The sequence below is a fragment of the Streptomyces sp. NPDC004629 genome (assembly GCF_042873595.1).
Classification (GTDB): domain Bacteria; phylum Actinomycetota; class Actinomycetes; order Streptomycetales; family Streptomycetaceae; genus Streptomyces.
In genome coordinates, this window is the sequence record NZ_JBIALO010000019.1 from 24,172 (window position 1) to 46,421 (window position 22,250).

The 22,250-nt window shown below is 70.9% G+C and carries 19 protein-coding genes; 15 read left to right on the forward strand and 4 right to left on the reverse strand.

The genetic code is table 11. The features are described 5' to 3' along the window. Positions 1-10: 10 nt before the first annotated feature. The 4 genes from dnaJ to ACFYTE_RS26805 all read left to right on the forward strand — a co-directional run bounded on the left by dnaJ (position 11) and on the right by ACFYTE_RS26805 (position 4,491). Positions 11-1,180 carry a molecular chaperone DnaJ gene (gene dnaJ, locus ACFYTE_RS26790; RefSeq protein ID WP_388715370.1) on the forward strand — a complete coding sequence of 390 codons (1,170 nt, stop codon included), beginning with the start codon at positions 11-13 and terminating at the stop codon, positions 1,178-1,180. Positions 1,181-1,185: 5 nt separating this feature from the next. Further along, positions 1,186-1,635 carry a heat shock protein transcriptional repressor HspR gene (locus tag ACFYTE_RS26795; protein WP_121891550.1) on the forward strand — a complete coding sequence of 150 codons (450 nt, stop codon included), beginning with the start codon at positions 1,186-1,188 and terminating at the stop codon, positions 1,633-1,635. A gap of 209 nt (positions 1,636-1,844) precedes the next feature. Further along, positions 1,845-2,951, forward strand: coding sequence for a sugar ABC transporter substrate-binding protein (locus ACFYTE_RS26800; protein WP_388715695.1), 1,107 nt, complete (start codon positions 1,845-1,847; stop codon positions 2,949-2,951). Positions 2,952-3,444: 493 nt separating this feature from the next. Beyond that, positions 3,445-4,491 carry a LuxR C-terminal-related transcriptional regulator gene (locus tag ACFYTE_RS26805; RefSeq protein ID WP_388715374.1) on the forward strand — a complete coding sequence of 349 codons (1,047 nt, stop codon included), beginning with the start codon at positions 3,445-3,447 and terminating at the stop codon, positions 4,489-4,491. Here the strand turns inward: ACFYTE_RS26805 and ACFYTE_RS26810 are convergent. Further along, a complete protein-coding gene (locus ACFYTE_RS26810; protein ID WP_388715377.1) occupies positions 4,454-5,464 on the reverse strand; it encodes a helix-turn-helix transcriptional regulator in 1,011 nt (336 codons plus the stop codon). The two genes, ACFYTE_RS26805 and ACFYTE_RS26810, sit on opposite strands and share 38 nt — an antisense overlap. Positions 5,465-5,568: 104 nt before the next feature. On the opposite strand from ACFYTE_RS26810, the gene ACFYTE_RS26815 reads away from it, so the two are divergent. Both ACFYTE_RS26815 and ACFYTE_RS26820 read left to right on the forward strand, forming a co-directional pair. Then, positions 5,569-5,754 (forward strand): hypothetical protein, encoded by a 186-nt coding sequence (locus ACFYTE_RS26815; RefSeq protein WP_388715380.1) that lies wholly within the window; start codon positions 5,569-5,571, stop codon positions 5,752-5,754. 40 nt (positions 5,755-5,794) lie between these two features. After that, a complete protein-coding gene (locus ACFYTE_RS26820) occupies positions 5,795-6,091 on the forward strand; it encodes a (2Fe-2S)-binding protein (protein WP_388715698.1) in 297 nt (98 codons plus the stop codon). 610 nt (positions 6,092-6,701) lie between these two features. Here ACFYTE_RS26820 and ACFYTE_RS26825 read toward each other — a convergent pair. Then, on the reverse strand, positions 6,702-7,127 hold the full coding sequence (locus ACFYTE_RS26825; protein ID WP_388715383.1) for a pyridoxamine 5'-phosphate oxidase family protein: 426 nt from the start codon (positions 7,125-7,127) through the stop codon (positions 6,702-6,704). A gap of 130 nt (positions 7,128-7,257) precedes the next feature. On the opposite strand from ACFYTE_RS26825, the gene clpB reads away from it, so the two are divergent. The 3 genes from clpB to ACFYTE_RS26840 all read left to right on the forward strand — a co-directional run bounded on the left by clpB (position 7,258) and on the right by ACFYTE_RS26840 (position 12,664). Continuing rightward, the gene (gene clpB / locus ACFYTE_RS26830; protein ID WP_388715386.1) at positions 7,258-9,855 is read left to right on the forward strand and encodes an ATP-dependent chaperone ClpB; all 2,598 of its coding nucleotides are present in this window, start codon (positions 7,258-7,260) and stop codon (positions 9,853-9,855) included. A 136-nt stretch (positions 9,856-9,991) separates the two neighbouring features. Continuing rightward, complete coding sequence (locus ACFYTE_RS26835; RefSeq protein ID WP_388715389.1) at positions 9,992-11,653, forward strand: IS1182 family transposase; 1,662 nt, start codon at positions 9,992-9,994, stop codon at positions 11,651-11,653. 483 nt (positions 11,654-12,136) lie between these two features. Then, positions 12,137-12,664, forward strand: a complete 528-nt coding sequence (locus ACFYTE_RS26840) for a YbjN domain-containing protein (protein ID WP_351731306.1) — start codon at positions 12,137-12,139, stop codon at positions 12,662-12,664. A gap of 39 nt (positions 12,665-12,703) precedes the next feature. Here ACFYTE_RS26840 and ACFYTE_RS26845 read toward each other — a convergent pair whose 3' ends face one another. Beyond that, positions 12,704-13,918 carry a hypothetical protein gene (locus ACFYTE_RS26845; RefSeq protein WP_388715392.1) on the reverse strand — a complete coding sequence of 405 codons (1,215 nt, stop codon included), beginning with the start codon at positions 13,916-13,918 and terminating at the stop codon, positions 12,704-12,706. Between the two features lie 130 nt (positions 13,919-14,048). After that, positions 14,049-15,233 (reverse strand): pyridoxal phosphate-dependent aminotransferase, encoded by a 1,185-nt coding sequence (locus ACFYTE_RS26850; protein ID WP_388715395.1) that lies wholly within the window; start codon positions 15,231-15,233, stop codon positions 14,049-14,051. A gap of 922 nt (positions 15,234-16,155) precedes the next feature. Between ACFYTE_RS26850 and ACFYTE_RS26855 the strand changes: the two genes are divergently transcribed. The 6 genes from ACFYTE_RS26855 to fbaA all read left to right on the forward strand — a co-directional run bounded on the left by ACFYTE_RS26855 (position 16,156) and on the right by fbaA (position 22,242). Further along, positions 16,156-16,713 (forward strand): DUF2617 family protein, encoded by a 558-nt coding sequence (locus tag ACFYTE_RS26855; protein ID WP_388715398.1) that lies wholly within the window; start codon positions 16,156-16,158, stop codon positions 16,711-16,713. Positions 16,714-16,792: 79 nt separating this feature from the next. Further along, entirely contained in the window at positions 16,793-18,433 is a 1,641-nt protein-coding gene (locus tag ACFYTE_RS26860; protein WP_388715401.1) for a polyamine aminopropyltransferase, read from the forward strand. Between the two features lie 58 nt (positions 18,434-18,491). Further along, on the forward strand, positions 18,492-19,400 hold the full coding sequence (locus tag ACFYTE_RS26865; RefSeq protein WP_388715404.1) for an SRPBCC domain-containing protein: 909 nt from the start codon (positions 18,492-18,494) through the stop codon (positions 19,398-19,400). Between the two features lie 306 nt (positions 19,401-19,706). Continuing rightward, the gene (locus ACFYTE_RS26870; protein WP_388715407.1) at positions 19,707-20,495 is read left to right on the forward strand and encodes an aldose 1-epimerase; all 789 of its coding nucleotides are present in this window, start codon (positions 19,707-19,709) and stop codon (positions 20,493-20,495) included. Positions 20,496-20,505: 10 nt separating this feature from the next. Further along, positions 20,506-21,054 carry an orotate phosphoribosyltransferase gene (pyrE, locus tag ACFYTE_RS26875; RefSeq protein WP_388715410.1) on the forward strand — a complete coding sequence of 183 codons (549 nt, stop codon included), beginning with the start codon at positions 20,506-20,508 and terminating at the stop codon, positions 21,052-21,054. 156 nt (positions 21,055-21,210) lie between these two features. Continuing rightward, the gene (gene fbaA / locus ACFYTE_RS26880; RefSeq protein WP_388715413.1) at positions 21,211-22,242 is read left to right on the forward strand and encodes a class II fructose-bisphosphate aldolase; all 1,032 of its coding nucleotides are present in this window, start codon (positions 21,211-21,213) and stop codon (positions 22,240-22,242) included. Positions 22,243-22,250: the final 8 nt, after the last annotated feature.

Sequence of the window (22,250 nt, forward strand, 5' to 3'; positions counted from 1 at the left end):
GACGTCGGGGATGAGCACCAAGGACTTCATCGAGAAGGACTACTACAAGGTCCTCGGCGTCCCCAAGGACGCCACCGAGGCGGAGATCAAGAAGGCGTACCGGAAGCTCGCCCGCGAGTACCACCCGGACGCCAACAAGGGCAACGCCAAGGCAGAGGAGCGCTTCAAGGAGATCTCCGAGGCGAACGACATCCTCGGTGACCCCAAGAAGCGCAAGGAGTACGACGAGGCGCGCACCCTCTTCGGCAACGGCGGCTACCGTCCGGGGCCGGGTGCGGGCGGCGGCAACTTCAACTTCGACCTGGGCGACCTCTTCGGGGGCAACGCCCAGGGCGGAGGCGGCTTCGGCGGCGGCCTCGGCGACGTCTTCGGGGGCCTGTTCAACCGGGGCGGCACGGGCACCACGCGCACCCAGCCGCGGCGCGGCCAGGACATCGAGTCCGAGGTCACGCTGAGCTTCACGGAGGCCATCGAGGGGGCCACGGTGCCGCTGAGGATGTCCTCGCAGGCCCCGTGCAAGGCCTGCTCCGGCACCGGCGACAAGAACGGCACACCGCGCGTGTGCCCGACCTGCGTCGGCACCGGGCAGGTGGCGCGGGGTTCGGGCGGCGGTTTCTCGCTGACCGACCCCTGCCCCGACTGCAAGGGCCGCGGTCTGATCGCCGAGCACCCCTGCCTGGAGTGCAAGGGCAGCGGCCGGGCCAAGTCGTCCCGGACCATGCAGGTCCGCATCCCCGCGGGGGTGACGGACGGGCAGCGGATCCGGCTGCGCGGCAAGGGCGCACCCGGCGAGCGGGGCGGCCCGGCGGGCGACCTGTATGTGGTCGTGCACGTCGGCGAGCATCCGGTGTTCGGCCGCAAGGGCGACAACCTCACGGTGACCGTCCCGGTGACGTTCACCGAGGCGGCCCTCGGCGGCGAGGTCCGGGTGCCGACCCTGGGCGGTCCCGCCGTCACGCTGAAACTGCCGCCGGGCACGCCCAACGGCCGCACCATGCGGGCCCGGGGCAAGGGCGCGGTCCGCAAGGACGGCACCCGCGGGGACCTGCTGGTCACCGTCGAGGTGAGTGTTCCCAAGGACCTGACGGGGAAGGCTCGTGACGCGCTGGAGGCGTATCGCGAGGCGACCGTGGGCGAGGATCCGCGGGCGGAGCTGTTCGAGGCCGCGAAGGGAGCTTGAGGGTGATGGACGGCCGTCGACGTAACCCGTATGAACTGACCGAGGAGACCCCGGTCTACGTCATCTCGGTGGCGGCCCAGCTCTCCGGACTCCACCCGCAGACGCTGCGCCAGTACGACCGGCTCGGTCTGGTCTCCCCGGACCGCACCGCGGGACGGGGCCGCCGTTACTCGGCCCGCGACATCGAACTGCTCCGTCAGGTGCAGCAGTTGTCGCAGGACGAGGGCATCAACCTGGCCGGTATCAAGCGCATCATCGAGCTGGAGAACCAGGTCGCCGCGCTCCAGTCCCGGGTCGCGGAACTGGAGGCGGCCCTGGACGGCGCGGCGGCGACCATGCGGCAGCGCGAGGCCGCCGTCCACGCCTCCTACCGCCGGGACCTGGTGCCGTATCAGGAGGTCCAGCAGACCAGCGCGCTCGTGGTGTGGCGGCCGAAGCGGCAGCAGAACGACTGACGGCCTTCACCCGAACTCCCTTGGGTGGAGGGCCGGTAAAGAGTGTTTGGCATAGATTCCGCCAGACCTTCACAAGGTCTTCGGGCGTGGTGTTGCGTACTCGTTAAGCGGTTCCGCTTGACGCGGGTGGTGTCGGCGCGTTGGCTTTTCAGTCATCTGCGCCGCAATGCAGCCTCCACGTCCCGAACGCACCTGAAGTGAGCACCCGAATGCGTCGTATCGCCATATCCGTGGCCGCATCCTCGATGGTCCTGTCGCTCGCCGGCTGTGGCGTTCTGCACGCGACGGGGGACTCCGGCGACGCGAGCCCGACCAAGGGCAACGACATCACCGTGGGCCTGCTGCTGCCGGAGACGGCGAACACGCGGTACGAGAAGTTCGACCACCCCATCATCAAGGAGAAGGTCGCCTCGCTGACCAAGCAGCAGGGCAAGGTCGAATACGCCAACGCCGGGGCCAACGCGGCGAAGCAGGCCGCGCAGATGCAGAAGATGATCGACGACAGGGTCGATGTCATCCTGCTGGACGCGGTCGACGCGCACGCCATCGCGGCACAGGTGAAGAAGGCCAAGGGGGCGGGCATCCCGGTCATCGCGTACGACCGGCTGGCCGAGGGGCCGATCGACGCGTACATCTCCTTCGACAACGAACTCGTCGGTGAGGCGCAGGGGCGGTCCCTGCTGGAGGCGCTGGGCACGGACATCGACTCCTCCGACAAGGTCGTCATGATGAATGGCTCGCCGACCGACCCGAACGCGAAGCAGTTCAAGCAGGGCGCGCTGTCCGAGCTGAACGGCAAGGTGACGATCGCGGCATCCTTCGACACGAAGGACTGGAAGGCGGAGAACGCCGAGGCCAACATGGTTCGCGCGATCAACGACATCGGCAAGGACAACATCGCGGCCATCTACTCCGCCAACGACGGTATGGCGGGCGGCGTCATCAAGGCGCTCCAGGCCGCCGGGGTGGCCGATCTGCCGCCGATCACCGGGCAGGACGCGGAGCTTTCGGCGGTGCAGCGGATCGTCGCCGGTGAGCAGTACATGAGCGTCTACAAGCCCTACCCGGACGAGGCCGAATCGGCCGCCGAGATGGCGGTCGCGAAGGTCCAGGGCAAGGGCATCCAGTTCGACGCGCTCACCCGCGACACGGTGGACAGCCCCACCACCAAGGGCATCCCGGCCCAGCTGGTCCAGGTGAGCGCGATGACCAAGAAGAACATCGACGACACGGTCGTCGCGGACGGCATCTACAAGATCTCCGACATCTGTACCCCCAAGTACAAGACGGCCTGCGACGCCCTCGGCCTGAAGTAGCGCCAACGGCTGCGCCGACCTCACCGGGGCGGGCCAAGTCCAAGGATCCTGGGGTCTGTTGTGGGGCTCCCGAGGGGCGCAGGGGGTTTGCTGCCGTTGCTGAGCCTCGGGTGTGGGCCCGGCTGTGTCGGGCGGCGACTGTCCGCCGCGCTTTGCTTGGGCAACTCCCGTTGTGTGGGCCGTGGTCGGTTGTTGGGCGGTGGGCTGCGGGGTGGTTGGTCCGTGGGGGCGGGTGGGGTTGGGGATTGGTCAATGTGGGGGTGACGGGGTGGGTGCGGGGCGTGAGGGGTGATCACTCACGGGTTCTCGCAGGTGGTTGGGGTGGTGGGGGTGGGGCTCAGATGGGTGTGGAGGGGGTCGGGGAGCCCTGGGAGGAAGCGGGAGATACCGGTGTTTTTCCCGGGGTACGGCGGGAAGAGCCGTGTTGCGGAGCCGGTCGGCGCCGCGCATAGTTGCGCTGCGGAAGTGGCAGCAACCGGGGGTGGAATGGGCGATGGCCGGGTGCGGAACGGAGGAGCATCCACATGGTGCCGACCGCCTGTGCGAAGCCGGGGATCGCGTGTATTCCCGGGCCGTACGGCGCGGCCGCGTGCCGCGCGCGGAGGCCGAGCCGGTGCCCTGTCTGCTGGAACTCGCCCTGCTGCACCCGGACCCGGACGACATGGACTGGCTGGTGCCGACCTCGCCGCAGGAGGTCATGAGCCGACTGCTGCGCGGGGTGTACGAGGAGGTCAAGGAGAGCCAGCGGCGGGTGGGCTCGGCGGTGGCCGCCTTCGAGCGGTACGCCGGTCTCGGCCGCCAGCTCCAGGCCCCCTCGTACGCCCCGGCCGAGGGCACCGCGATCCGGGTGCTGGACGGGCTGTCCCGGATCCAGGCGGCGATGGACGAGGCGACCGACGCCTGCACCACCGAGGTGCTGACGGTGCAGCCCGGCGGCATCCGGCGGGAGGCCGAGCTGACCGAGGGACTGCACCGGGCGCTGGCGCTGCGCGGCCGGGGTGTGCGCATGCGCGACCTGTACACGCATGTGGCGCGGCACGGCCAGGGACTGCTCAACTACCTGGAGCTGATGGGCGGCACGGTGGAGGCCCGCACGCTGGACGAGGTCATCGACCGGCTGATCCTGTTCGACCGCACGGTCGCCTTCATCCCGGCCAACACCGACCGCACGATGGCGCTGGAGCTGCGTCACCCGGCGCTGGTCGACTACCTGGTGACGGTGTTCGAGCGGCTGTGGCGGCTGGCGATCCCGCTGACCGCCCCGCTCCCCGACACCGGCATCGAGGGCATCTCGCACCGTGAGCAGTCCATCGCCGCGCTGCTCGCGGAGGGCCACCAGGACGCGGTCATCGCGGAGCGCCTCGGCATCAGCGTCCGTACCTGCCGTGCCCATATCGCCCGGCTGTCGGAGACCCTCGGCGCGGCCAGCCGTACCCAGTTGGGCGTGCGCATCGCCCAGGTGGGCCTGGACGGTCCGCCGCGCACCGCGGGCGAAAGCGCGCTCAGCCTTCCTGATCAAGGATCCCCGAGCGTGCGATGAGATAGCCGAGCTGGGCCCGGCTGCCGCTGCCCAGGGCCTGGGCCAGCTTGGCGATATGGGCGCGGCAGGTGCGCACGTTCATGCCGAGGCGGCGGGCGATGGCCTCGTCGACATGGCCCTCGACGAGGAGCTTGGCGATGGAGTGCTGGATGTCCGTGATGCCGTCGGGGGCCGGCTCGTAGGGTCCGTCCGTGCCCAGCGGGACGGCGCGGCTCCACATGAACTCGAAGACCTTGACGAGGTAGCGGACCAGTCCCGGCTGGCGCAGTTCCAGGGCGACCTGCTGGTCGTCGCGGATGGGGATGAAGGCGACCGTGTCGTCGCAGATGATCAGGCGCTCCACCAGTTCGTCGATGGTGCGGTACTCCGCCTTGCCGTCGGCGAGGTGTGCGGCGTAGGCCAGCTTCTCCGGGTTGTGGCGGGCGGTGTGCTGGTACAGGGTGCGGATCCGGACGCCGCGTTCGATCAGCGGCCGGTCGCGCTCCAGGCCCTTGAGCACGCTGCGTTCGGAGATGCGGTCGCTGGGCTGGACCGTGAGTACTTCGGTGCGGCACTGCTCGGTGGCCAGGTTGAGCGCGGCGTTGATCCGTTCGCTGCCCTCCAGCAGGGTCACCGAGTCGCTGCTGGTCGTGGCCTGTGTGCTGAGCGCCATGAACGGCTCGAAGGCGCCGGCCAGTTCGATGGTCAGCCGCCGGCGCTCGGTTATCTCGCGTTCGATGGGGCTCAGACGCTGCGCCAGGGCGACCGCGGGGGATACCGGACGCAACTGGTCCGGGTCGTCCGGGTCCGGCTGGAGCAGGCCGAACTCCACGAGACAGGGGGCGGTTTCCACATCTGTGCGCGCGACGCGTCCGGTGCGTAGAGCTGCGGCGTAGATGCGGCCACCGTCCTCACACAGTTCCGTCACAGCATGGGGATGTGTCGCTTTTATGTGATTCGTTGCCAAATCTCCACCCCCCAGGGTCCTGAACATGCAGGAACATGATGCACCGATTGTGTGGCCATGACGTGCCCGAATGAGCCATCGTCATACCCGACGGGGGAAAAGGGGACCTTCGAGTGAGGACGAAGCCGACTATGCGTAAGAAAATGCTTGGCTCGGTGCTTGTCGTTGCCTTCTCCGCCCTCGTGGCCGTCGGCGTGTTGGGCGGCTTCTCCGGCGAGCAGAGCGATGTTCGGGCAAACACCAGCTGGCCGATCGTCGCGCAGGGCGAGGACAACACCTCGTGGCCGCTCCCGCCGGCAGATGGAGCCGGAGGCTGACGTGACCACTCCACCCGACGACCGATCCTTCCGCCGTGAGATGGCGACCGCCTATCGCTCCGGCTGGCACTTCATCGACCTGGTCACCGCCATCCCCCACAGCGGTGACTCGCTGATGGTGACCGTGTTCGGCGAGCCGGTCGTCGTCACGCGGGACGAGGAAGAGGACGTGCGGGCGTACCGGTGTCTGAGGAAGCCCCGAGGGGCGCCGCAGCCTGTGCGATGTGCCATCCGGTACGGAATGATCTTTGTGAACCTGGACCAACGGGACCACCGGCTCGCGGAGCCGGAGGTCTCGGATCTGAGGACCATCTCGGCCACCCCCCGCAGTGCCTGACGCGATTCCCCCGTCGTAAAAGATCGCTCAGGCGCTTCCCCCCGCAGCGGCGTCACCGTGACCTGAACACGGTGACGCCGCTGTAGTTTCCGGGGATATTTCGTGACATCCACGCGTTCTCACGCTGGCCGAAACTGTGTACGGCCCAATGCGGACTCGGCCGGGAATGAGGCTTGACCCCGGCGCGACCCGTCCTCCTCCGGCCCGCGGCGACCCCGGGGACGATGGCCGCCCCGTGACGGAAGGCCCCGAAGACCACCTGCCCGAAGAGGCCCCCACCCGGCCCACCTCGACTTCACATACGTCCGGCGTCCCCGCATCCGACGTCAGGCGCGTCGGTGTCACCTGGGCCCGGCGTCTCACGCTTGGGCGTCGCCCGCTTCCGGTGCCAAGCGCATCCGGCGTCGTGTGCGTCCGGCGTCTCGCGCTTCGGTGTCGCCGGCGTTCAGTTACCGCGTCCAGGGTCGGTCCGACTTGCTTCGGCGTCGGGCGCGTCCGGTGTCGTCTGCTTCCGGTGTCAGGTCCGTCCGGTGTCGCTCGCGTCCGTGTCTCGCGCTTGGGCGTCGCCCGCTTCCGGTGTTGTGCGCGTCCGGCGTCTCGCGCTTCGGTGTCACCCGCGGCCCAGGGCGCGTTCCACCTGGATCTCGATCACCACGCGGGACGGATTGGGGGACGGCGTCCGCTCGTACCGTTCGGTGTGGCGGCGCTCCGCCTCCGCGACCCGCTCCCGGTCGGTGCGGACGAAGGCGCGGCCCTCCAGGGTGGCCCAGCGGCGGCCGTCCACCTGGCAGACCGCGACCCGGGCGCCGGCCGGGCCGGCCGCGACGACATGCCCCGCCTTGGCGCTCGCCCCGTTCGTGATCACCCGGGCCAGCCGGGCCGCGGGGTCGAAGGTCACGGAGACGGGCACCACATGCGGGCTGCCGTCGGGCCGCAGGGTGGTCAGCGTGCACAGGTGGCGCTCTTGCCAGAAGGCGAGGTACGACGCGTGCGGGGCGTCGAGGTCCACGGCGTATTCCACGGCGGGTCGGCTCATGTTCGCACGGTAGTCACCGAAGGCTCCCGCGCATCGCCTTGAGTGGAATAGACTCAACTTTGTGTACGTTAGTTAAGTCAGCACTGGGAGACGTGGCCGACAAGCCGACGCCGAGGAGGAGAACGCGAACGTGGACGCCGAGCTGACCAACAGGAGCCGGGACGCGATCAACGCGGCCAGCAACAAGGCCGTGACCGAGGGGCACCCGGACCTCACACCTGCTCATCTGCTGCTGGCTCTGCTCCAGGGGCAGGAGAACGAGAACATCACCGATCTGCTCGCCGCCGTCGACGCCGACCAGGCCGCCGTGCGCTCCGGGGTCGAGCGAGTGCTCGCCGGACTGCCCAGCGTGACCGGGTCCACCGTCGCGCCCCCGCAGCCCAACCGCGAACTGCTCGCCGTCCTCGCCGACGCCGGTGAGCGCGCGAAGGAACTCGGCGACGACTACCTCTCCACCGAGCACCTGCTCATCGGCATCGCCGCGAAGGGCGGCGCGGCCGGCGAGGTGCTGACGCGGCAGGGCGCCGACGCCAAGAAGCTCCAGGCGGCCTTCCAGAAGGCGAGGGGAGGGCGCCGTGTGACCACCGCCGACCCCGAGGGCCAGTACAAGGCCCTGGAGAAGTTCGGCACCGACTTCACCGCGGCGGCCCGCGACGGCAAGCTCGACCCGGTCATCGGGCGGGACCACGAGATCCGGCGGGTCGTCCAGGTGCTGTCCCGCCGTACCAAGAACAACCCCGTGCTCATCGGCGAGCCCGGCGTCGGCAAGACCGCGGTCGTCGAGGGCCTCGCGCAGCGGATCGTGAAGGGCGACGTGCCCGAGTCGCTGAAGGACAAGCGGCTGGTGGCGCTCGACCTCGGCGCGATGGTCGCGGGCGCGAAGTACCGGGGCGAGTTCGAGGAGCGGCTGAAGACCGTCCTCGCCGAGATCAAGGACTCCGACGGGCAGATCATCACGTTCATCGACGAACTGCACACCGTCGTCGGCGCCGGGGCGGGCGGCGACTCCGCCATGGACGCCGGCAACATGCTCAAGCCGATGCTCGCCCGCGGCGAGCTGCGCATGGTCGGCGCCACCACCCTCGACGAGTACCGCGAGCGGATCGAGAAGGACGCGGCGCTGGAGCGGCGCTTCCAGCAGGTGCTGGTCGCCGAGCCGACCGTCGAGGACAGCATCGCCATCCTGCGCGGTCTCAAGGGCCGTTACGAGGCGCACCACAAGGTGCAGATCGCGGACAGCGCGCTGGTGGCCGCCGCCACGCTCTCCGACCGTTACATCACCTCCCGCTTCCTGCCCGACAAGGCCATCGACCTGGTGGACGAGGCCGCCTCCCGGCTGCGCATGGAGATCGACTCCTCGCCCGTCGAGATCGACGAACTCCAGCGTGCCGTCGACCGGTTGAAGATGGAGGAGCTGGCGCTGAGCAAGGAGACCGACCCGGCCTCCCGCGAACGCCTGGAGAAGCTGCGCCGCGACCTCGCCGACAAGGAGGAGGAGTTGCGCGGCCTGACCGCCCGCTGGGAGAAGGAGAAGCAGTCCCTCAACCGGGTCGGCGAACTGAAGGAACGGCTGGACGACCTGCGCGGCCAGGCCGAACGCGCCCAGCGCGACGGCGACTTCGACACCGCCTCCAAGCTGCTGTACGGGGAGATCCCCCAGTTGGAGAAGGAGCTGGAGGCCGCCTCGGAGGCCGAGGAAGAGGCCGCCAGGGACACCATGGTGAAGGACGAGGTCGGCGCCGACGACATCGCCGACGTCGTCGCCGCCTGGACCGGCATCCCCGCCGGGCGGCTGATGGAGGGCGAGACGCAGAAACTGCTGCGCATGGAGGACGAACTGGGCCACCGGCTCATCGGCCAGGCCGAGGCCGTGCGCGCGGTCTCCGACGCGGTGCGCCGCAGCCGGGCCGGCATCGCCGACCCCGACCGGCCCACCGGCTCCTTCCTGTTCCTCGGCCCGACCGGCGTCGGCAAGACCGAACTGGCCAAGGCGCTCGCCGACTTCCTCTTCGACGACGAGCGGGCCATGGTCCGCATCGACATGTCGGAGTACGGCGAGAAGCACAGCGTGGCCCGGCTGGTGGGCGCGCCCCCCGGGTACGTCGGCTACGAGGAGGGTGGGCAGCTGACCGAGGCGGTGCGCCGCCGCCCGTACAGCGTGGTGCTGCTCGACGAGGTGGAGAAGGCACACCCCGAGGTCTTCGACATCCTCCTGCAGGTGCTGGACGACGGCCGGCTGACCGACGGGCAGGGCCGTACGGTCGACTTCCGCAACACGATCCTGGTGCTGACCTCGAACCTGGGCAGCCAGTTCCTGGTCGAGCCGACCACCAGCGAGCTGGAGAAGAAGGAGCAGGTGCTGGAGGTGGTCCGCGCCTCCTTCAAGCCCGAGTTCCTCAACCGGCTGGACGACGTGGTCGTCTTCTCGGCCCTGAACAGGGACGAACTGGCCCGGATCGCCCGGCTCCAGATCGACCGCCTGGCGGCCCGCCTGGCCGAACGCCGGCTCACCCTGGAGGTCACCCCCGGGGCGCTGGCCTGGCTCGCGGACGAGGGCAACGACCCGGCCTACGGTGCCCGGCCGCTGCGCCGCCTCGTCCAGACCGCCATCGGCGACCGCCTCGCCAAGGAGATCCTGGCCGGGGAGGTCAAGGACGGCGACACGGTCCGGGTGGACGCCTTCGGCGACGGCCTCCTGGTCGGCCCGGCCACCGGCAAGACCCTCTGACCGCCCCACGGGAACGACGGCCCGCCCCACGCCTTCGGGACGCTGTTGGCGAATTGCTGGGCTCGTGTGTGACGTCGGTCTCCAAGACCTGGTTGTGGTCTTGGAGACCGACGTTTGTGTTTGGGGTGGGGTTCGAGTGTCGATGAAACCGCTGATGCCGGGAGCAGTTCCTGCGGAAACGGTGCGGGTAGCGCGGGCGGCGTTCCCGAAAGGCAGTCTGGCGATCAGGGTTCGCGACGAGCTGGGCGTGTTGTTCACGGACGAGCAGTTTGCGGGCCTGTTCCCTGCGCGGGGCAAACGTGCCTGGTCACCGGGGAAGCTGGCTCTGGTGGTGTTGCAGTTCGTGGAGAACCTCACCGACCGGCAGGCCGCCGAGGCGGTGCGGGCCCGGATCGACTGGAAGTACGCGCTCGGGCTGGAACTGACCGATCCCGGCTTCGACTGCTCGGTGCTCTGCGAGTTCCGGGACCGGCTGATCGGCGCCGAGGGTGGACGCGAGGTCCTGGACGGCGTCCTGGCCGCGGCTCGGGAACGCGGGCTGGTGGCCGGTGGCGGCAGAGCACGGACCGATTCGACCCATGTACTTTCGGCGGTACGTGAGCTGAATCAGCTGGAGCTGGTGTCCGAGTGCCTGCGATCAGCCCTCAACGCGGTGGCACGTGTGGAACCGGACTGGCTGCGGGCACGGGCCTTGCCGGACTGGTTCAGGCGTTACGCCACCCGGGCCGACGAGACGCGGTTTCCCAGGGACCGCACCAGGCGCACACAGCTCTACGAGCGGATCGGCACCGACGGCATGCACCTGTTGCGGCTGGTCTGGGCAGCCGACGCACCGCCGGGGCTGCGGAAGCTGTCCGAGGCGGAGACTCTGCGGCAGGCGTGGGTTCAGCACTTCCACTTCGTCGAGGGCGAGGTGAGGCGGCGGGGCCCAAAAGACCGGCCGCCGGGCGCCACACGCCTGGCCAGCCCGTATGACGTCCAGGCCCGCAACGGAGTGAAGGGAGAGATCCGCTGGGACGGCTACAAGGTCCACCTCACAGAGACCTGCGAGCCGGACACCGCCCACCTGATCACCAACGTGGTAACCACCCACGGCGCGGTCAGCGACGACCACATGGCCGCCACGGCCCATGCCGGCCTTGCCGCACGGGACCTGCTGCCCGCAGAGCACTGGGTCGACGCCGGCTACGCCAACGCCGCTGCCCTGACCGCCGCCCACCAAGATCACGGCGTTGCTCTTCACGGCCCGCTCAAATCTGTCACGTCCGCCCAGTCCAAAGGCGCGGCCACCTTCGGGCAAGAGGCGTTCACCATCGATTGGGACCGGCAGCAGGCAGGCTGCCCGGATGGGCATACCAGCAGTTACTGGCGCCAGGCACGCAGTCAGCACGGTGCACCCGTCATCCGCGTTCAGTTCTCGCCCCGCGACTGCAAACCGTGTCCCCGGCAGCCGGAGTGCATCAACTCCAAGCCCGGAAGCCGCAGGCTCGTGCGTCGCGAACTCACTTTGCGGCCGCGTGCTGAACACGAAACCCTCCAGCAGGCCCGCGCACTCCAGCAGACAGACGAGTGGAAAGACCGCTACAAGATCCGCGCCGGTGTCGAGGGGACCATCTCTCAAGGTGTCATCGCCCACGGCCTGCGCAGATCCCGCTACCGCGGCCTGGCCAAAGCAAGCCTCCAGCACCAGCTCACTGCGGCAGCGATCAACATTGCCCGTATCGACGCACACCTGACCGGCAAACCCCACGCTCCTACCCGCATCAGCCCCTTAGCAGCACTGCGCCCCACCGGGTGATCCAGTGGGGCGCAGTAGTGGCCCGGCAATTCGCCAACAGCGTCACGCCTTCGGGTGCGGGCCGCCGGACCGTTTACGCGCGTGGACTACCGGCTCACCGAGGCGGGCCAGGCGCTGCGCGACACGGTCAACGGCAGGTGCGCCCGTACCCCGAAGACGCGGGGCGGGCGGACTCGATCTCGTCCGGGTGGCGGCCCGTGCAGCACCGTGGCGCCGTGCGGTGAGGTGCGGCCCCGTCATGGGCCTGCGTCCCGCATCGGCGCGGCGTACGGACCGGCGCGGACCTGATCGGCGTACGGATCCGGGCGGCCCGGTCGGCCGCTGCCGCGGTCCGCACGCCCGCCGTCGTCCCCCGTCCGCTCACCGCGGCGTCACCCAGCGGCCAGATCCTGTCAGCCGAGCGCCGACAGGCCACGTCTGGGCTTGCCACCCCCCTCCCTGCATGGGGGAGGATGGCGGAATCCGCACGAAGGGAAAATCACGGTGAGCATCGACCCGTCCTCGATTCCGAACTTCGGGGGCCAGCCCGAGCCGCAGCCCCAAGGACCGGCGGGCCCCGTCGTCCCGGATCAGGACCTCGTGAAGCAGCTCCTCGACCAGATGGAGCTCAAGTACGTCGTCGACGACGAGGGTGACCTCGCGGCGCCGTGGGAGCAGTTCCGTACGTACTTCATGTTCCGTGGGGAGGCCGAACAGGCGGTCTTCTCCGTGCGGACCTTCTACGACCGGCCCCACAAGATCGACGAGAAGCCGCAGCTCCTGGAGTCCGTGGACGACTGGAACCGCAGGACGCTGTGGCCCAAGGTGTACACGCACACCCACGACGACGGCACCGTCCGTCTCATCGGCGAGGCGCAGATGCTGATCGGCACCGGCGTCGACCTCAACCACTTCGTCTCCTCGACGGTCAGCTGGGTGCGGGCCGCGATCGAGTTCGACCGGTGGCTGGTGGAACAGCTCGGCCTCGAAGAGGAGGTCAACGAGGCGGACAAGCCCGAGGGCGAGGAGTGACCTCTCGCCCCGCACGGTGACATACGGCGGCACGGCGGTCTACAACGGTGTGCGAGCGAGCACGACGAGGTAGGCGCCGTACCCCAAGGAGAGCCCGGCCAGGCCGCAGACCACCACGGTGGCGTGCCAGGGCCGGGCTCTCGCTGTCCGCACCAGCGCCCGGGCCACCGGCACCAGCAGCGGGAACGCGGGCAGCAGGAAGCGTGGCTTGGACTCGAAGAAGCCGGAGCCGCCGAGCGCGATCAGCAGAAGGACGCCGCTGTACACGAGGAGCGGGAGCGGGGCGCGGTCCACGACGAGCAGCGCGTACAGCAGGACCGCCACCGCCAGGATCGACAGCGCCATGGGGAAGACCAGCCGGTTGTCCTGCACCAGCAGCCCCCGGACGAAGTGCAGCGCGCCGCGCCCGAGGTCGAACCTCGATCCCCACAGCCGCTGCACCTCGAAGTAGCCGCCGAACAGGTCACCCTTGCGCAGGCCCACCCACAGCACGTACGCCACCCAGCCCAGGGGCGCGAGCGCCGCGCCCGTCCACAGCCTGTGGGAAAACCGGCCGCGGTGCCGGCGGATCCGGTACGCCTCGCCGGCCGCCGCGGCGAGTACGGCCGCGGCGACCGCGATGCCATTGGGCCGGGACAGCCCGGCGAGCGCGGCCAGGCCGCCCGCCCACATCCAGTTCCCGGCCAGCACGGCGTACAGGGACCAGGCCGCGAACGCCGTGAGCACGGGTTCCGTGTACGCCATCGACAGCACGACGGAGTGCGGCAGCAGCCCCCACAGCACCACCAGCGCCGTGCCCACGCCCGGCCCGTACAGGCGGGCCCCCACCGCGTGGATGCCGCAGGCGGCGATCCCGGCCGCGGTCCAGGACACCAGCAGTCCCGCGGCGCCACCGCCGAACGGCGTCAAGGCGGTCACGACCCGCACCAGCGCCGGGTACAGCGGGAAGAACGCCAGGTCGCTGTGGATGACCGTCGGCTCGAAGAACAGGGTGCGGCCGTAGCCGTGGGCGGCGATGCCCAGGTACCAGACGGAGTCCCAGGAACGGCCGAGCAGCGCCAGCGGCTGCTGGTCCCTGGCCCAGGCGGCCACGGCGAGCACGGCGATCCCGGCGAGCCGGGCGAGGGCGAACACCCCGAGCGCGACCCCGCTCGCCGTCAGGAGGGACAGCCGGGTCCGGGCGCGCTCCCGGGGACCGGGCTCCTGGGACGCCGCGGCAGCGGCAGGGACGAAGGTGGAACTGGCGTGGCTCACATTTCCGCAGCTTGCAGCGGTGCGCCCGGGGACGCGAGCAGTGTGCGCCCGAGCGGGTACGCCCCACCGACCACCGGCGCGGCGACATGACAGGCCGCGGCCCGCCCGCGGTCGTACGTCGGGCCCGCGGTCACAGGCGGCGCAGGCGGTTTGCGGCTTCCTGGAGGACCTCCTGCCGTTTGCAGAAGGCGAAGCGGACGAAGGGGGCGCCGGCCTCGCGGTCGTCGTAGAAGACGGCGTTGGGGATGGCGACGACGCCCGCGCGCTCCGGCAGGGCGCGGCAGAAGGCGAAGCCGTCCTTCTCGCCCAGCGGGCGGATGTCGGTGGTGATGAAATACGTGCCGGCGGGCCGGAAGACCTGGAAGCCGGCCTCCGTCAGGCCCGCCGCCAGCAGGTCCCGTTTGGCCAGCAGGTCGGCGCGCAGGGCCGCGAAGTAGGAGTCCGGGAGGGCCAGCGCCTCGGCCACCGCGTACTGGAAGGGCCCCGACGCCACGTACGTCAGGAACTGCTTCACCGCACGCACGGCCCCGACCAGCTCGGGCGTGGCCGTCACCCAGCCGACCTTCCAGCCGGTGAACGAGAAGGTCTTTCCGGCGGAGCCGATGGTGAGTGTGCGCTCGCGCATGCCGGGGAACGTGGCCAGCGGCAGATGCTCCGCGTCGTCGAACACCAGGTGCTCGTACACCTCGTCCGTCACCACCAGCAGGTCCCGCTCGACCGCGAGCGCGGCGATCGCGGACAGCTCCTCCCGGGTGAGCACCGCCCCGGTCGGGTTGTGCGGGGTGTTGACCAGCAGCAGCCGGGTGCGGTCCGTCACCGCGGCGCGCAGCTCGTCGAGGTCGAGGCGGAAGCCGCCCTCGTGCGGGCGGAGCGTCACCGGCACCCGGGTGCCGCCCGCCATCGCGATGCTCGCCGCGTAGGAGTCGTAGTACGGCTCGAACGCGATGACCTCGTCGCCGGGTTCCAGCAGCGCGAGCAGCGCCGCCGCGATCGCCTCCGTCGCGCCCGCCGTCACCAGCACCTCGGTGTCGGGGTCGTGGACCAGGCCGTAGCGGCGCTCCTGGTGCGCGGCGATCGCCGTCCGCAGCTCGGGGACGCCCGGTCCCGGCGGGTACTGGTTGCCGCGGCCCTCGCGCAGCGCCCGCACGGCCGCCTCCCGCACCTCGTCGGGGCCGTCCGTGTCGGGGAAGCCCTGGCCCAGGTTGATCGAGCCGGTCCGCACCGCCAGGGCGGACATCTCGGCGAAGATCGTCGTCCCGAACTCGGCGAGCCGGCGGTTGAGCAGTGGGCGTGCGCTGGAGGTCATGCCGGCCATCCTGCGCCGAAGCTCTGGACTTCCTCAACTCTGCTTTCGGCTTGCGGACGGCCGGGCATCCCCCGTGCACACAGCAGTCACGCACCAGGCGAGGCGCCCACGGGGGGTCGCTTCGGGGGAACGAAAGGAGGGTGGCGCCATGGTCTTCGGCATCATCCTGGCGGTGATCGTGATCCTGGTCATCGGGTCTGTGACAGGTGGATCGCGCCGACGCACGAAGAAGGGGGCGCAGACGAAGAACGGTGCGCCGGCGCAGAAGGGTGCACCGGTGAGGAAGGGGGCGCAGGCGAGGAAGGGGGCGCAGGCCGGGAAGCGTCGCGGCCGGGTGTCCCGTTCGTCGTCGTCTTCGTCTTCGTCTTCGTCTTCGTCGTCGTCTTCGTCCTCGGCCGGTGCCGGCGGGACGAGTTGGTGGGCCGGTGACTCGGGCGGCTCGTCGGGCGATTCGTCCTCGGGCGGGCACGGCGGGCACGGCGGGCACGGCGGGCACTCCTGTGGCGGCGGGTCGTCGTGCGGCGGCGGGGGCGGGTGCGGCGGAGGCAGCTGACACGGGGCAGCCGAGCTTCACCGCACACCAGGAACCGCGGTCCGGGCCGCGCACCGGGCGCCCGTCGGGCGAAGGCATCCGACGGGCGCTCAGCCATATGGAGAACGCACCCGGCGTACGCCGTGGTTGAACAGTTGAGCTGTGGAGCCCTCTGAGGGATGGAAACCGCACGAAGTTGGGTAAAAACGCTGTGGCGACAGCACAGTTCGTGATTCCCTCTAAAACACCGACGCAGCCCCTCGGTCGTCCGGCAGACACCCCGCTCCCCGGCTGGGCCGGCCGGGCCGACCGGGCTGATGTGGCCGATCACCCGGTGCCGACCGAGGCGTGCCGGACCACACTCCCTCTTTCTTCTTTGTGTGTTAGCGGAGCCGACCCATGCTCACGACCCTCACCACCTCCTACACCGACACGCGCGCGGCCGACCTAGCCTGGGCGCTGGGGCGCGAGCCGCTTCCCGCCCTCGCCACGCTCGATCTCGAACTGACCGGGGCAAAGCTCCAGATGAGACTGCTCGGCGCGTCCCACCAGGTACTCCTGGAGGAGGAGCGGGGCGGCTGCTCGGAGACGGTGGCGTGCATTCCGGGATCCAGCACGCCGCTGCCGCTGGGCGTCGCCAAGCGCGTCGGCGACTGGGAATACGAGTTCGCGGCCCGCGTGGAGTTTCTGCCGCCCGGCTCCTTCGCGGGCCGCGCCCAGGAACTGCTCGCCCTGGTCTCCGACCACCCCCAGGGGCTGGCCGGCGTCTTCCCCGGCAGCCCGTACGCCTTCACGGCGATGCTCGCCCAGCGCCGCGAGGGCCAGGTGCACTGGCGCACCTGGCACGCGTATCCGCAGGACGGTCAACTGGTGGCCACGCGAACCCGGGTGGGTGTGCGGGTGCCGGTGCCCGCGGCGGAGACCGGCCAGGGCTCCGCACCGATCGCGGCGGGATAAACGCCCCATGCGTGATTCGCGGGAAGTTCCACACGTGTGGGTGACGAAGCGTGCGCGTCATGTGACGTAACGTCGCAGAGTGATCGAATCGCACGCCCCCGCCCCTCCGAGTGCCCCGCCGTTCCGGGGCGGACCCGCGCGGCTGTCCGTAAGGCCGGCGACCGGACGGTTCCTGGTCCTCGCGGGCGTCTTCGTCTGCGCGGCCTGCGGACTCGTGTACGAGCTCGAACTCGTCGCCCTCGCCTCGTACTTGATGGGCGACTCGGTCACCCAGGCGTCCGTCGTGCTGTCCGTCATGGTCTTCGCGATGGGCCTCGGCTCGCTCGCCGCGAAGGGCCTGCGCCGGCACGCGGCCGCCGCCTTCGGCGCCGTCGAGGCGGGCCTCGCCCTGGTCGGCGGCTGCAGCGCGATGGCGCTGTACGCGATGTTCGCCTGGACCGGCGACTGGGGCGGCCTGTGGGTCAACGGCCCCCGCTGTCTGCTCGTCGCCTTCTCGCTCGCCATCGGCCTGCTGATCGGCGCCGAGGTGCCGCTGCTGATGGAGCTGATCCAGCGCATCCGACGGCAGGACGCGGGCGGTGCGGTGGCCGACCTGTTCGCGGCGGACTACGTCGGCGCGCTCGTCGGCGGCCTCGCCTTCCCGTTCCTACTGCTGCCGTTCCTCGGCCAGTTGACCGGTGCGCTGCTCACCGGAGCGGTCAACGCCCTTGCGGGCGGCGCCCTGATCCTCGGCCTGTTCCGCCACGACCTGACCCGCCGCGCCCGCTGGCTGCTGCTGCTCGCCAACCTCACCGTCCTCGGCGTCCTCGCCTTCGCCGCCGTCCTCGTCGACGACTTCGAACGCCTCGCCCGGCAGGCGGTGTACGGCGGGGACGTACGCGTCGCCGTCCAGACCGACGTCCAGGAGGTGGTGCTCACCGGCGGCACCCGCGGCCACCCGCTCGGTCTGTACCTGGACGGCCGGCTGCGGGTCGACGGCCGGGACGAGGGCCGCTATCACGAGGCGCTGGTCCATCCGGCCATGGCGGGCCCGCACGCGCGCGTACTCGTCCTCGGCGGCGGAGACGGGCTGGCCGCGCGGGAAGCGCTGCGCTACCCGGACGTGCGGCGGGTCGACGTCGTGGAACCAGACGCGGGCGTCGTCCGGCTCGCGCGCCAGGACCCGGGGCTGTCCGCACTGAACGGCCACGCGTACCGCGACCGTCGCGTTCACGTCATGACACAGGACGTGTTCCGCTGGCTGCGCGGGGCTCCCACGGAGGCGTACGACGTCGTGATCGCGGATCTGCCCGACCCCGGCATCACGGCCAGTACGAAGCTGTACTCGGAGGAGTTCTACGGGCTGACCCGCCGGGTGCTGGCCAAGGACGGCCGGCTGGCGGTGCACGCAGGACCGGTGGCGGCCGGGGCCCGGGTCTTCTGGACGGTGGAGGCGACGATGCGGGCGGCCGGCCTCGGCACCTCGCCGTACCGCGTGCTCGGCCGCGACAACGGTTTCACGACGGGGCCCGACCGCCCCGCGGGCGCCTCCCGCACCCCGTACGACTGGGGTTTCGTGCTGGCCTTGCCGGGCGCCGCGCCGCCGCCGCTGCGTTTGGACCCGTCCGGGCCGCGGCTGCGCACGCTGACCGCGCAGGGGCTTGCGGCGGACGCCCGCGCGGCGGCCGGTACGCGGATCTCCGGGGTGCCGCCGTCGACGCTGGTGCATCCGCGCTATTGACGACCGGACCGCGCGCAGGAGGGTACGTATCGTCCGCTCGTGGGTAGGCTCAGCCGACATGGAGCATGAGGTCTTGGTTCCGGTTCCGGTCGAGCGGTTGAGGCGGGCGCTCGCCGAGCCCGCGCGCATCGCCCGGGCGGTTCCCGGGCTCCAGCAGGACGCCGGTGCCGATCCGGTCGCCGGGCGGCTGAAGCTGCGCGTCGGCGGCCGCTCCATCACCTACCGAGGGTCGCTGCGCGTCTCGCCGCGTGAGGACGGGTCGTACGCCGTCGAGGGCGAGGCGACCGAGGCCCGCGGCAGCGGCGCGGTCAAGCTCGCCCTCACCTTCCGCCTCCGGGACACCGACGGCGGCACCGCGGTCACCGTCGACGGCACGGCCACCGCGGACGGACGCATCGCCGAACTGCCCCAGGACACGGTGAGTTCGGCGGCGACCCGGCTGCTGAACCGCTTTGTGGAGTCCCTCGCGCCGCCGCCACCGGCCCACCCCGACACTGCGGAGCCCCTGCGGGAGCCCGGGCCGGGGGAGGACAGCGGGTCGGCGGAAGGGACCGGGTCCCGGGAAGCGGCCGGGCCTGCGGCGGAGGCCGAAGGCGCGGGCGGAACCGAGCCGAGGCCCGAGCCGGGGACCGAAGCCGAGGCCGACGGCGGGGCCGAGGAGGAGGGCGCGGCCTCCGCGTTCGAGACCGAGGTGCCGCCGCCCTCGCTCGCCCCCGAGGCCGACGAGGAAGGCTCCGCGGGCTTCGCCACCGACGGCCCGTCGGTCGAGGCGGCGCATGCGCGCCGGACGATGATCGGCCGCAGCGCGGAGGAAGTGGACCATGCCCCGCCGCGCGGTCGCTATGCCCCCGTACCGGCTCCGGAGACGGTTGCCGGACACTCGGCGCTGCGGTGGGCTGCGCCGGCGGCGGCGCTCGCGTTGGCGTCTGCGATCGTGGTGGGCCGCGCACTACGCAGACGCCGCTGACCGGGCCCCGCCGCTGCGGCGGAACGCGCGCGCCCCGGCGCCGCCGTCCGCGGTGCCGGACCGCCGTGGCGGAATGCGCACGCGTCCGGCGTCGGACCGCCGCTGGACACTGCGCCTGGGGCCCGAGGAGGCCGGGCGGTCGTCGCCACGGTGACCGGCGGGGCCGCACTGCGGTGCATGCGTGTGGTGAGTGGTCGTAGTGCGTAGGAGGCGGATCACGCGCCGCCGCGCGGTCGCTGTAGCCCCGTACCGGCTCCGGAGACGGTCGGCGGACCGCGGGCTTGGTCGGCCCAGTAGGGTCGTGCCGTGAGTAACGAACCCATCACGTTGACCGCGGGTGACGCGGAAGTGAGACTGCAGCCGGGCAACGGCGGCCGGGTCGCAGGGCTCCGGATCGCCGGTACCGAACTCCTCCGGCAGGGCGACCGGTTCGGTTGCTTCCCGATGGTCCCCTGGTGCGGCCGGATCAGGGACGGCCGCTTCCTGAACGGCGCCACCGAGTACCAGATGCCGCTCAACTCCCCGCCGCACGCCATCCACGGCACCGCCCGAGACGGCGCCTGGCACACCGCCCGCGTCGGCACCGACGAGGCGGTCATGACGTACGACCTGGTCGAGCCCTGGCCCTACTCCGGCCGTGTCACCCAGATGGTCGCCCTGGCCGAGGACGCCCTGACGCTCACCATGTCCGTCGAGACGTACGACTCGTCCTTCCCGGCGCAGATCGGCTGGCATCCCTGGTTCAACCGGAACCTGGACGGCGAGGACGTAACGCTCGACTTCAGCCCCGCCTGGCAGGAGGAGCGGGGCGCCGACCACCTGCCCACCGGCAACCGCGTCGCCCCCCGCCCCGGCCCCTGGGACGACTGTTTCGGCATGCCCGACGGCGTCGACGTCACGCTCACCTGGCCCGGACGGCTGGAGCTGACGGTGGCCAGCCCGGAGCAGTGGGTCGTCGTCTACGACGAGCAGGAGGCCGCCGTGTGCGTCGAACCGCAGACCGGCCCGCCCAACGGCCTCAACACCCGGCCGCACCTGGTCACGCCGCTGGAGCCGCTGGAGGCCACGACCACCTGGCGCTGGCGCCGCCTCTAAGCTGGTCGGCATGACGGACGTACGCGGCGCGCTGCTGCAGCAGATCAAGGACAAGGCCGTGGTGTACGGCAAGGTGACGCTGTCGTCGGGTCTGGAGGCCGACTACTACGTCGACCTGCGCCGCGTCACCCTCGACGGGGAGGCCGCGCCACTGGTCGGGCAGGTGCTCCTGGACCTCACCGCGGACCTCGACTTCGACGCCGTGGGCGGCCTGACCATGGGCGCCGACCCGGTCGCCGCCGCGCTGCTGCACGCCGCCGCCGCGCGGGGCCGCCGGCTGGACGCGTTCGTCGTACGCAAGGCCGCCAAGGCGCACGGCCTCCAGCGGCGCGTCGAGGGACCCGAGATCAAGGGCCGCCGGGTGCTGGTCGTCGAGGACACCTCCACCACGGGCGGCTCGCCGCTCACCGCCGTGGAGGCGGTGCGCGAGGCCGGTGCCGAGGTCGTCGCCGTCGCGACCATCGTGGACCGGGCGACGGGCGCCGCCGAGAAGATCAGGGAGGGCGCGGGCGTGCCCTACCTGTTCGCCTATTCGAAGGACGAGTTGGGGCTGGACTGACGCACGCAGCCGGCCACGACCCGGTGACCGCGCGGCCGGGGCGCCGAGCAGGGGTTCATGTCTGGAAAGATGGGGACGACGATGACGTCACCCTCAAGGTCTAGGTCAGGGCCGTAGTACGCAGATCGCCGACCCGCACACTCAAGGAGCGGACAGATGCCCATCGCAACCCCCGAGGTCTACAACGAGATGCTCGACCGGGCGAAGGCAGGCAAGTTCGCCTACCCGGCCATCAACGTCACCTCCAGCCAGACCCTGAACGCGGCTCTGCGCGGCTTCGCCGAGGCGGAGAGCGACGGCATCATCCAGATCTCCACGGGTGGCGCCGAGTTCCTGGGCGGCCAGTACAGCAAGGACATGGTGACCGGCGCGGTGGCCCTCGCCGAGTACGCGCACATCATCGCCGAGAAGTACCCGGTGACGGTCGCCCTGCACACGGACCACTGCCCGAAGGACAAGCTCGACGGGTATGTGCGTCCGCTGCTCGCGATCTCCGCCGAGCGCGTGAAGGCCGGGCAGAACCCGCTGTTCCAGTCCCACATGTGGGACGGCTCCGCCGAGACCCTGGCCGACAACCTCGCCATCGCACAGGAACTCCTTGAGCGCGCCCGCGCCGCCAAGATCATCCTTGAGGTGGAGATCACCCCGACCGGCGGCGAGGAGGACGGCGTCTCGCACGAGATCAACGACTCCCTGTACACGACGGTCGACGACGCGATCCGCACGGCGGAGGCGCTCGGTCTCGGCGAGAAGGGCCGCTACCTGCTGGCCGCGTCCTTCGGCAACGTGCACGGCGTGTACAAGCCGGGCAACGTGGTGCTCCGTCCCGAGCTGCTGAAGGAGCTGAACGACGGCGTCGCCGCGAAGTACGGCAAGGCCGCCTCTCCCGGCCCGTTCGACTTCGTCTTCCACGGCGGCTCCGGCTCCAGCGAGCAGGAGATCCTGACGGCGCTGGAGAACGGCGTCGTCAAGATGAACATCGACACGGACACCCAGTACGCCTTCACGCGTCCGGTCGCCGACCACATGTTCAAGAACTACGACGGCGTCCTGAAGGTCGACGGCGAGGTCGGCTCCAAGAAGACCTACGACCCGCGCACCTGGGGCAAGCTGGCCGAGGCGTCGATGGCCCGGCGCGTCGTCGAGGCCACGCAGCACCTGCGGTCGGCCGGCACGAAGATCAAGTAGTTCGGGCG

Coding starts and splice junctions, on each gene's coding strand:
- dnaJ (WP_388715370.1), top strand. CDS start 11: ATGAGCACCAAGGACTTCATCGAGAAGGACTACTACAAGGTCCTCGGC.
- ACFYTE_RS26795 (WP_121891550.1), top strand. CDS start 1,186: ATGGACGGCCGTCGACGTAACCCGTATGAACTGACCGAGGAGACCCCG.
- ACFYTE_RS26800 (WP_388715695.1), top strand. CDS start 1,845: ATGCGTCGTATCGCCATATCCGTGGCCGCATCCTCGATGGTCCTGTCG.
- ACFYTE_RS26805 (WP_388715374.1), top strand. CDS start 3,445: ATGGCCGGGTGCGGAACGGAGGAGCATCCACATGGTGCCGACCGCCTG.
- ACFYTE_RS26810 (WP_388715377.1), bottom strand. CDS start 5,464: ATGTTCAGGACCCTGGGGGGTGGAGATTTGGCAACGAATCACATAAAA.
- ACFYTE_RS26815 (WP_388715380.1), top strand. CDS start 5,569: ATGCGTAAGAAAATGCTTGGCTCGGTGCTTGTCGTTGCCTTCTCCGCC.
- ACFYTE_RS26820 (WP_388715698.1), top strand. CDS start 5,795: ATGGCGACCGCCTATCGCTCCGGCTGGCACTTCATCGACCTGGTCACC.
- ACFYTE_RS26825 (WP_388715383.1), bottom strand. CDS start 7,127: ATGAGCCGACCCGCCGTGGAATACGCCGTGGACCTCGACGCCCCGCAC.
- ACFYTE_RS26850 (WP_388715395.1), bottom strand. CDS start 15,233: ATGGCCGGCATGACCTCCAGCGCACGCCCACTGCTCAACCGCCGGCTC.
- ACFYTE_RS26855 (WP_388715398.1), top strand. CDS start 16,156: ATGCTCACGACCCTCACCACCTCCTACACCGACACGCGCGCGGCCGAC.
- ACFYTE_RS26865 (WP_388715404.1), top strand. CDS start 18,492: ATGGAGCATGAGGTCTTGGTTCCGGTTCCGGTCGAGCGGTTGAGGCGG.
- pyrE (WP_388715410.1), top strand. CDS start 20,506: ATGACGGACGTACGCGGCGCGCTGCTGCAGCAGATCAAGGACAAGGCC.
- fbaA (WP_388715413.1), top strand. CDS start 21,211: ATGCCCATCGCAACCCCCGAGGTCTACAACGAGATGCTCGACCGGGCG.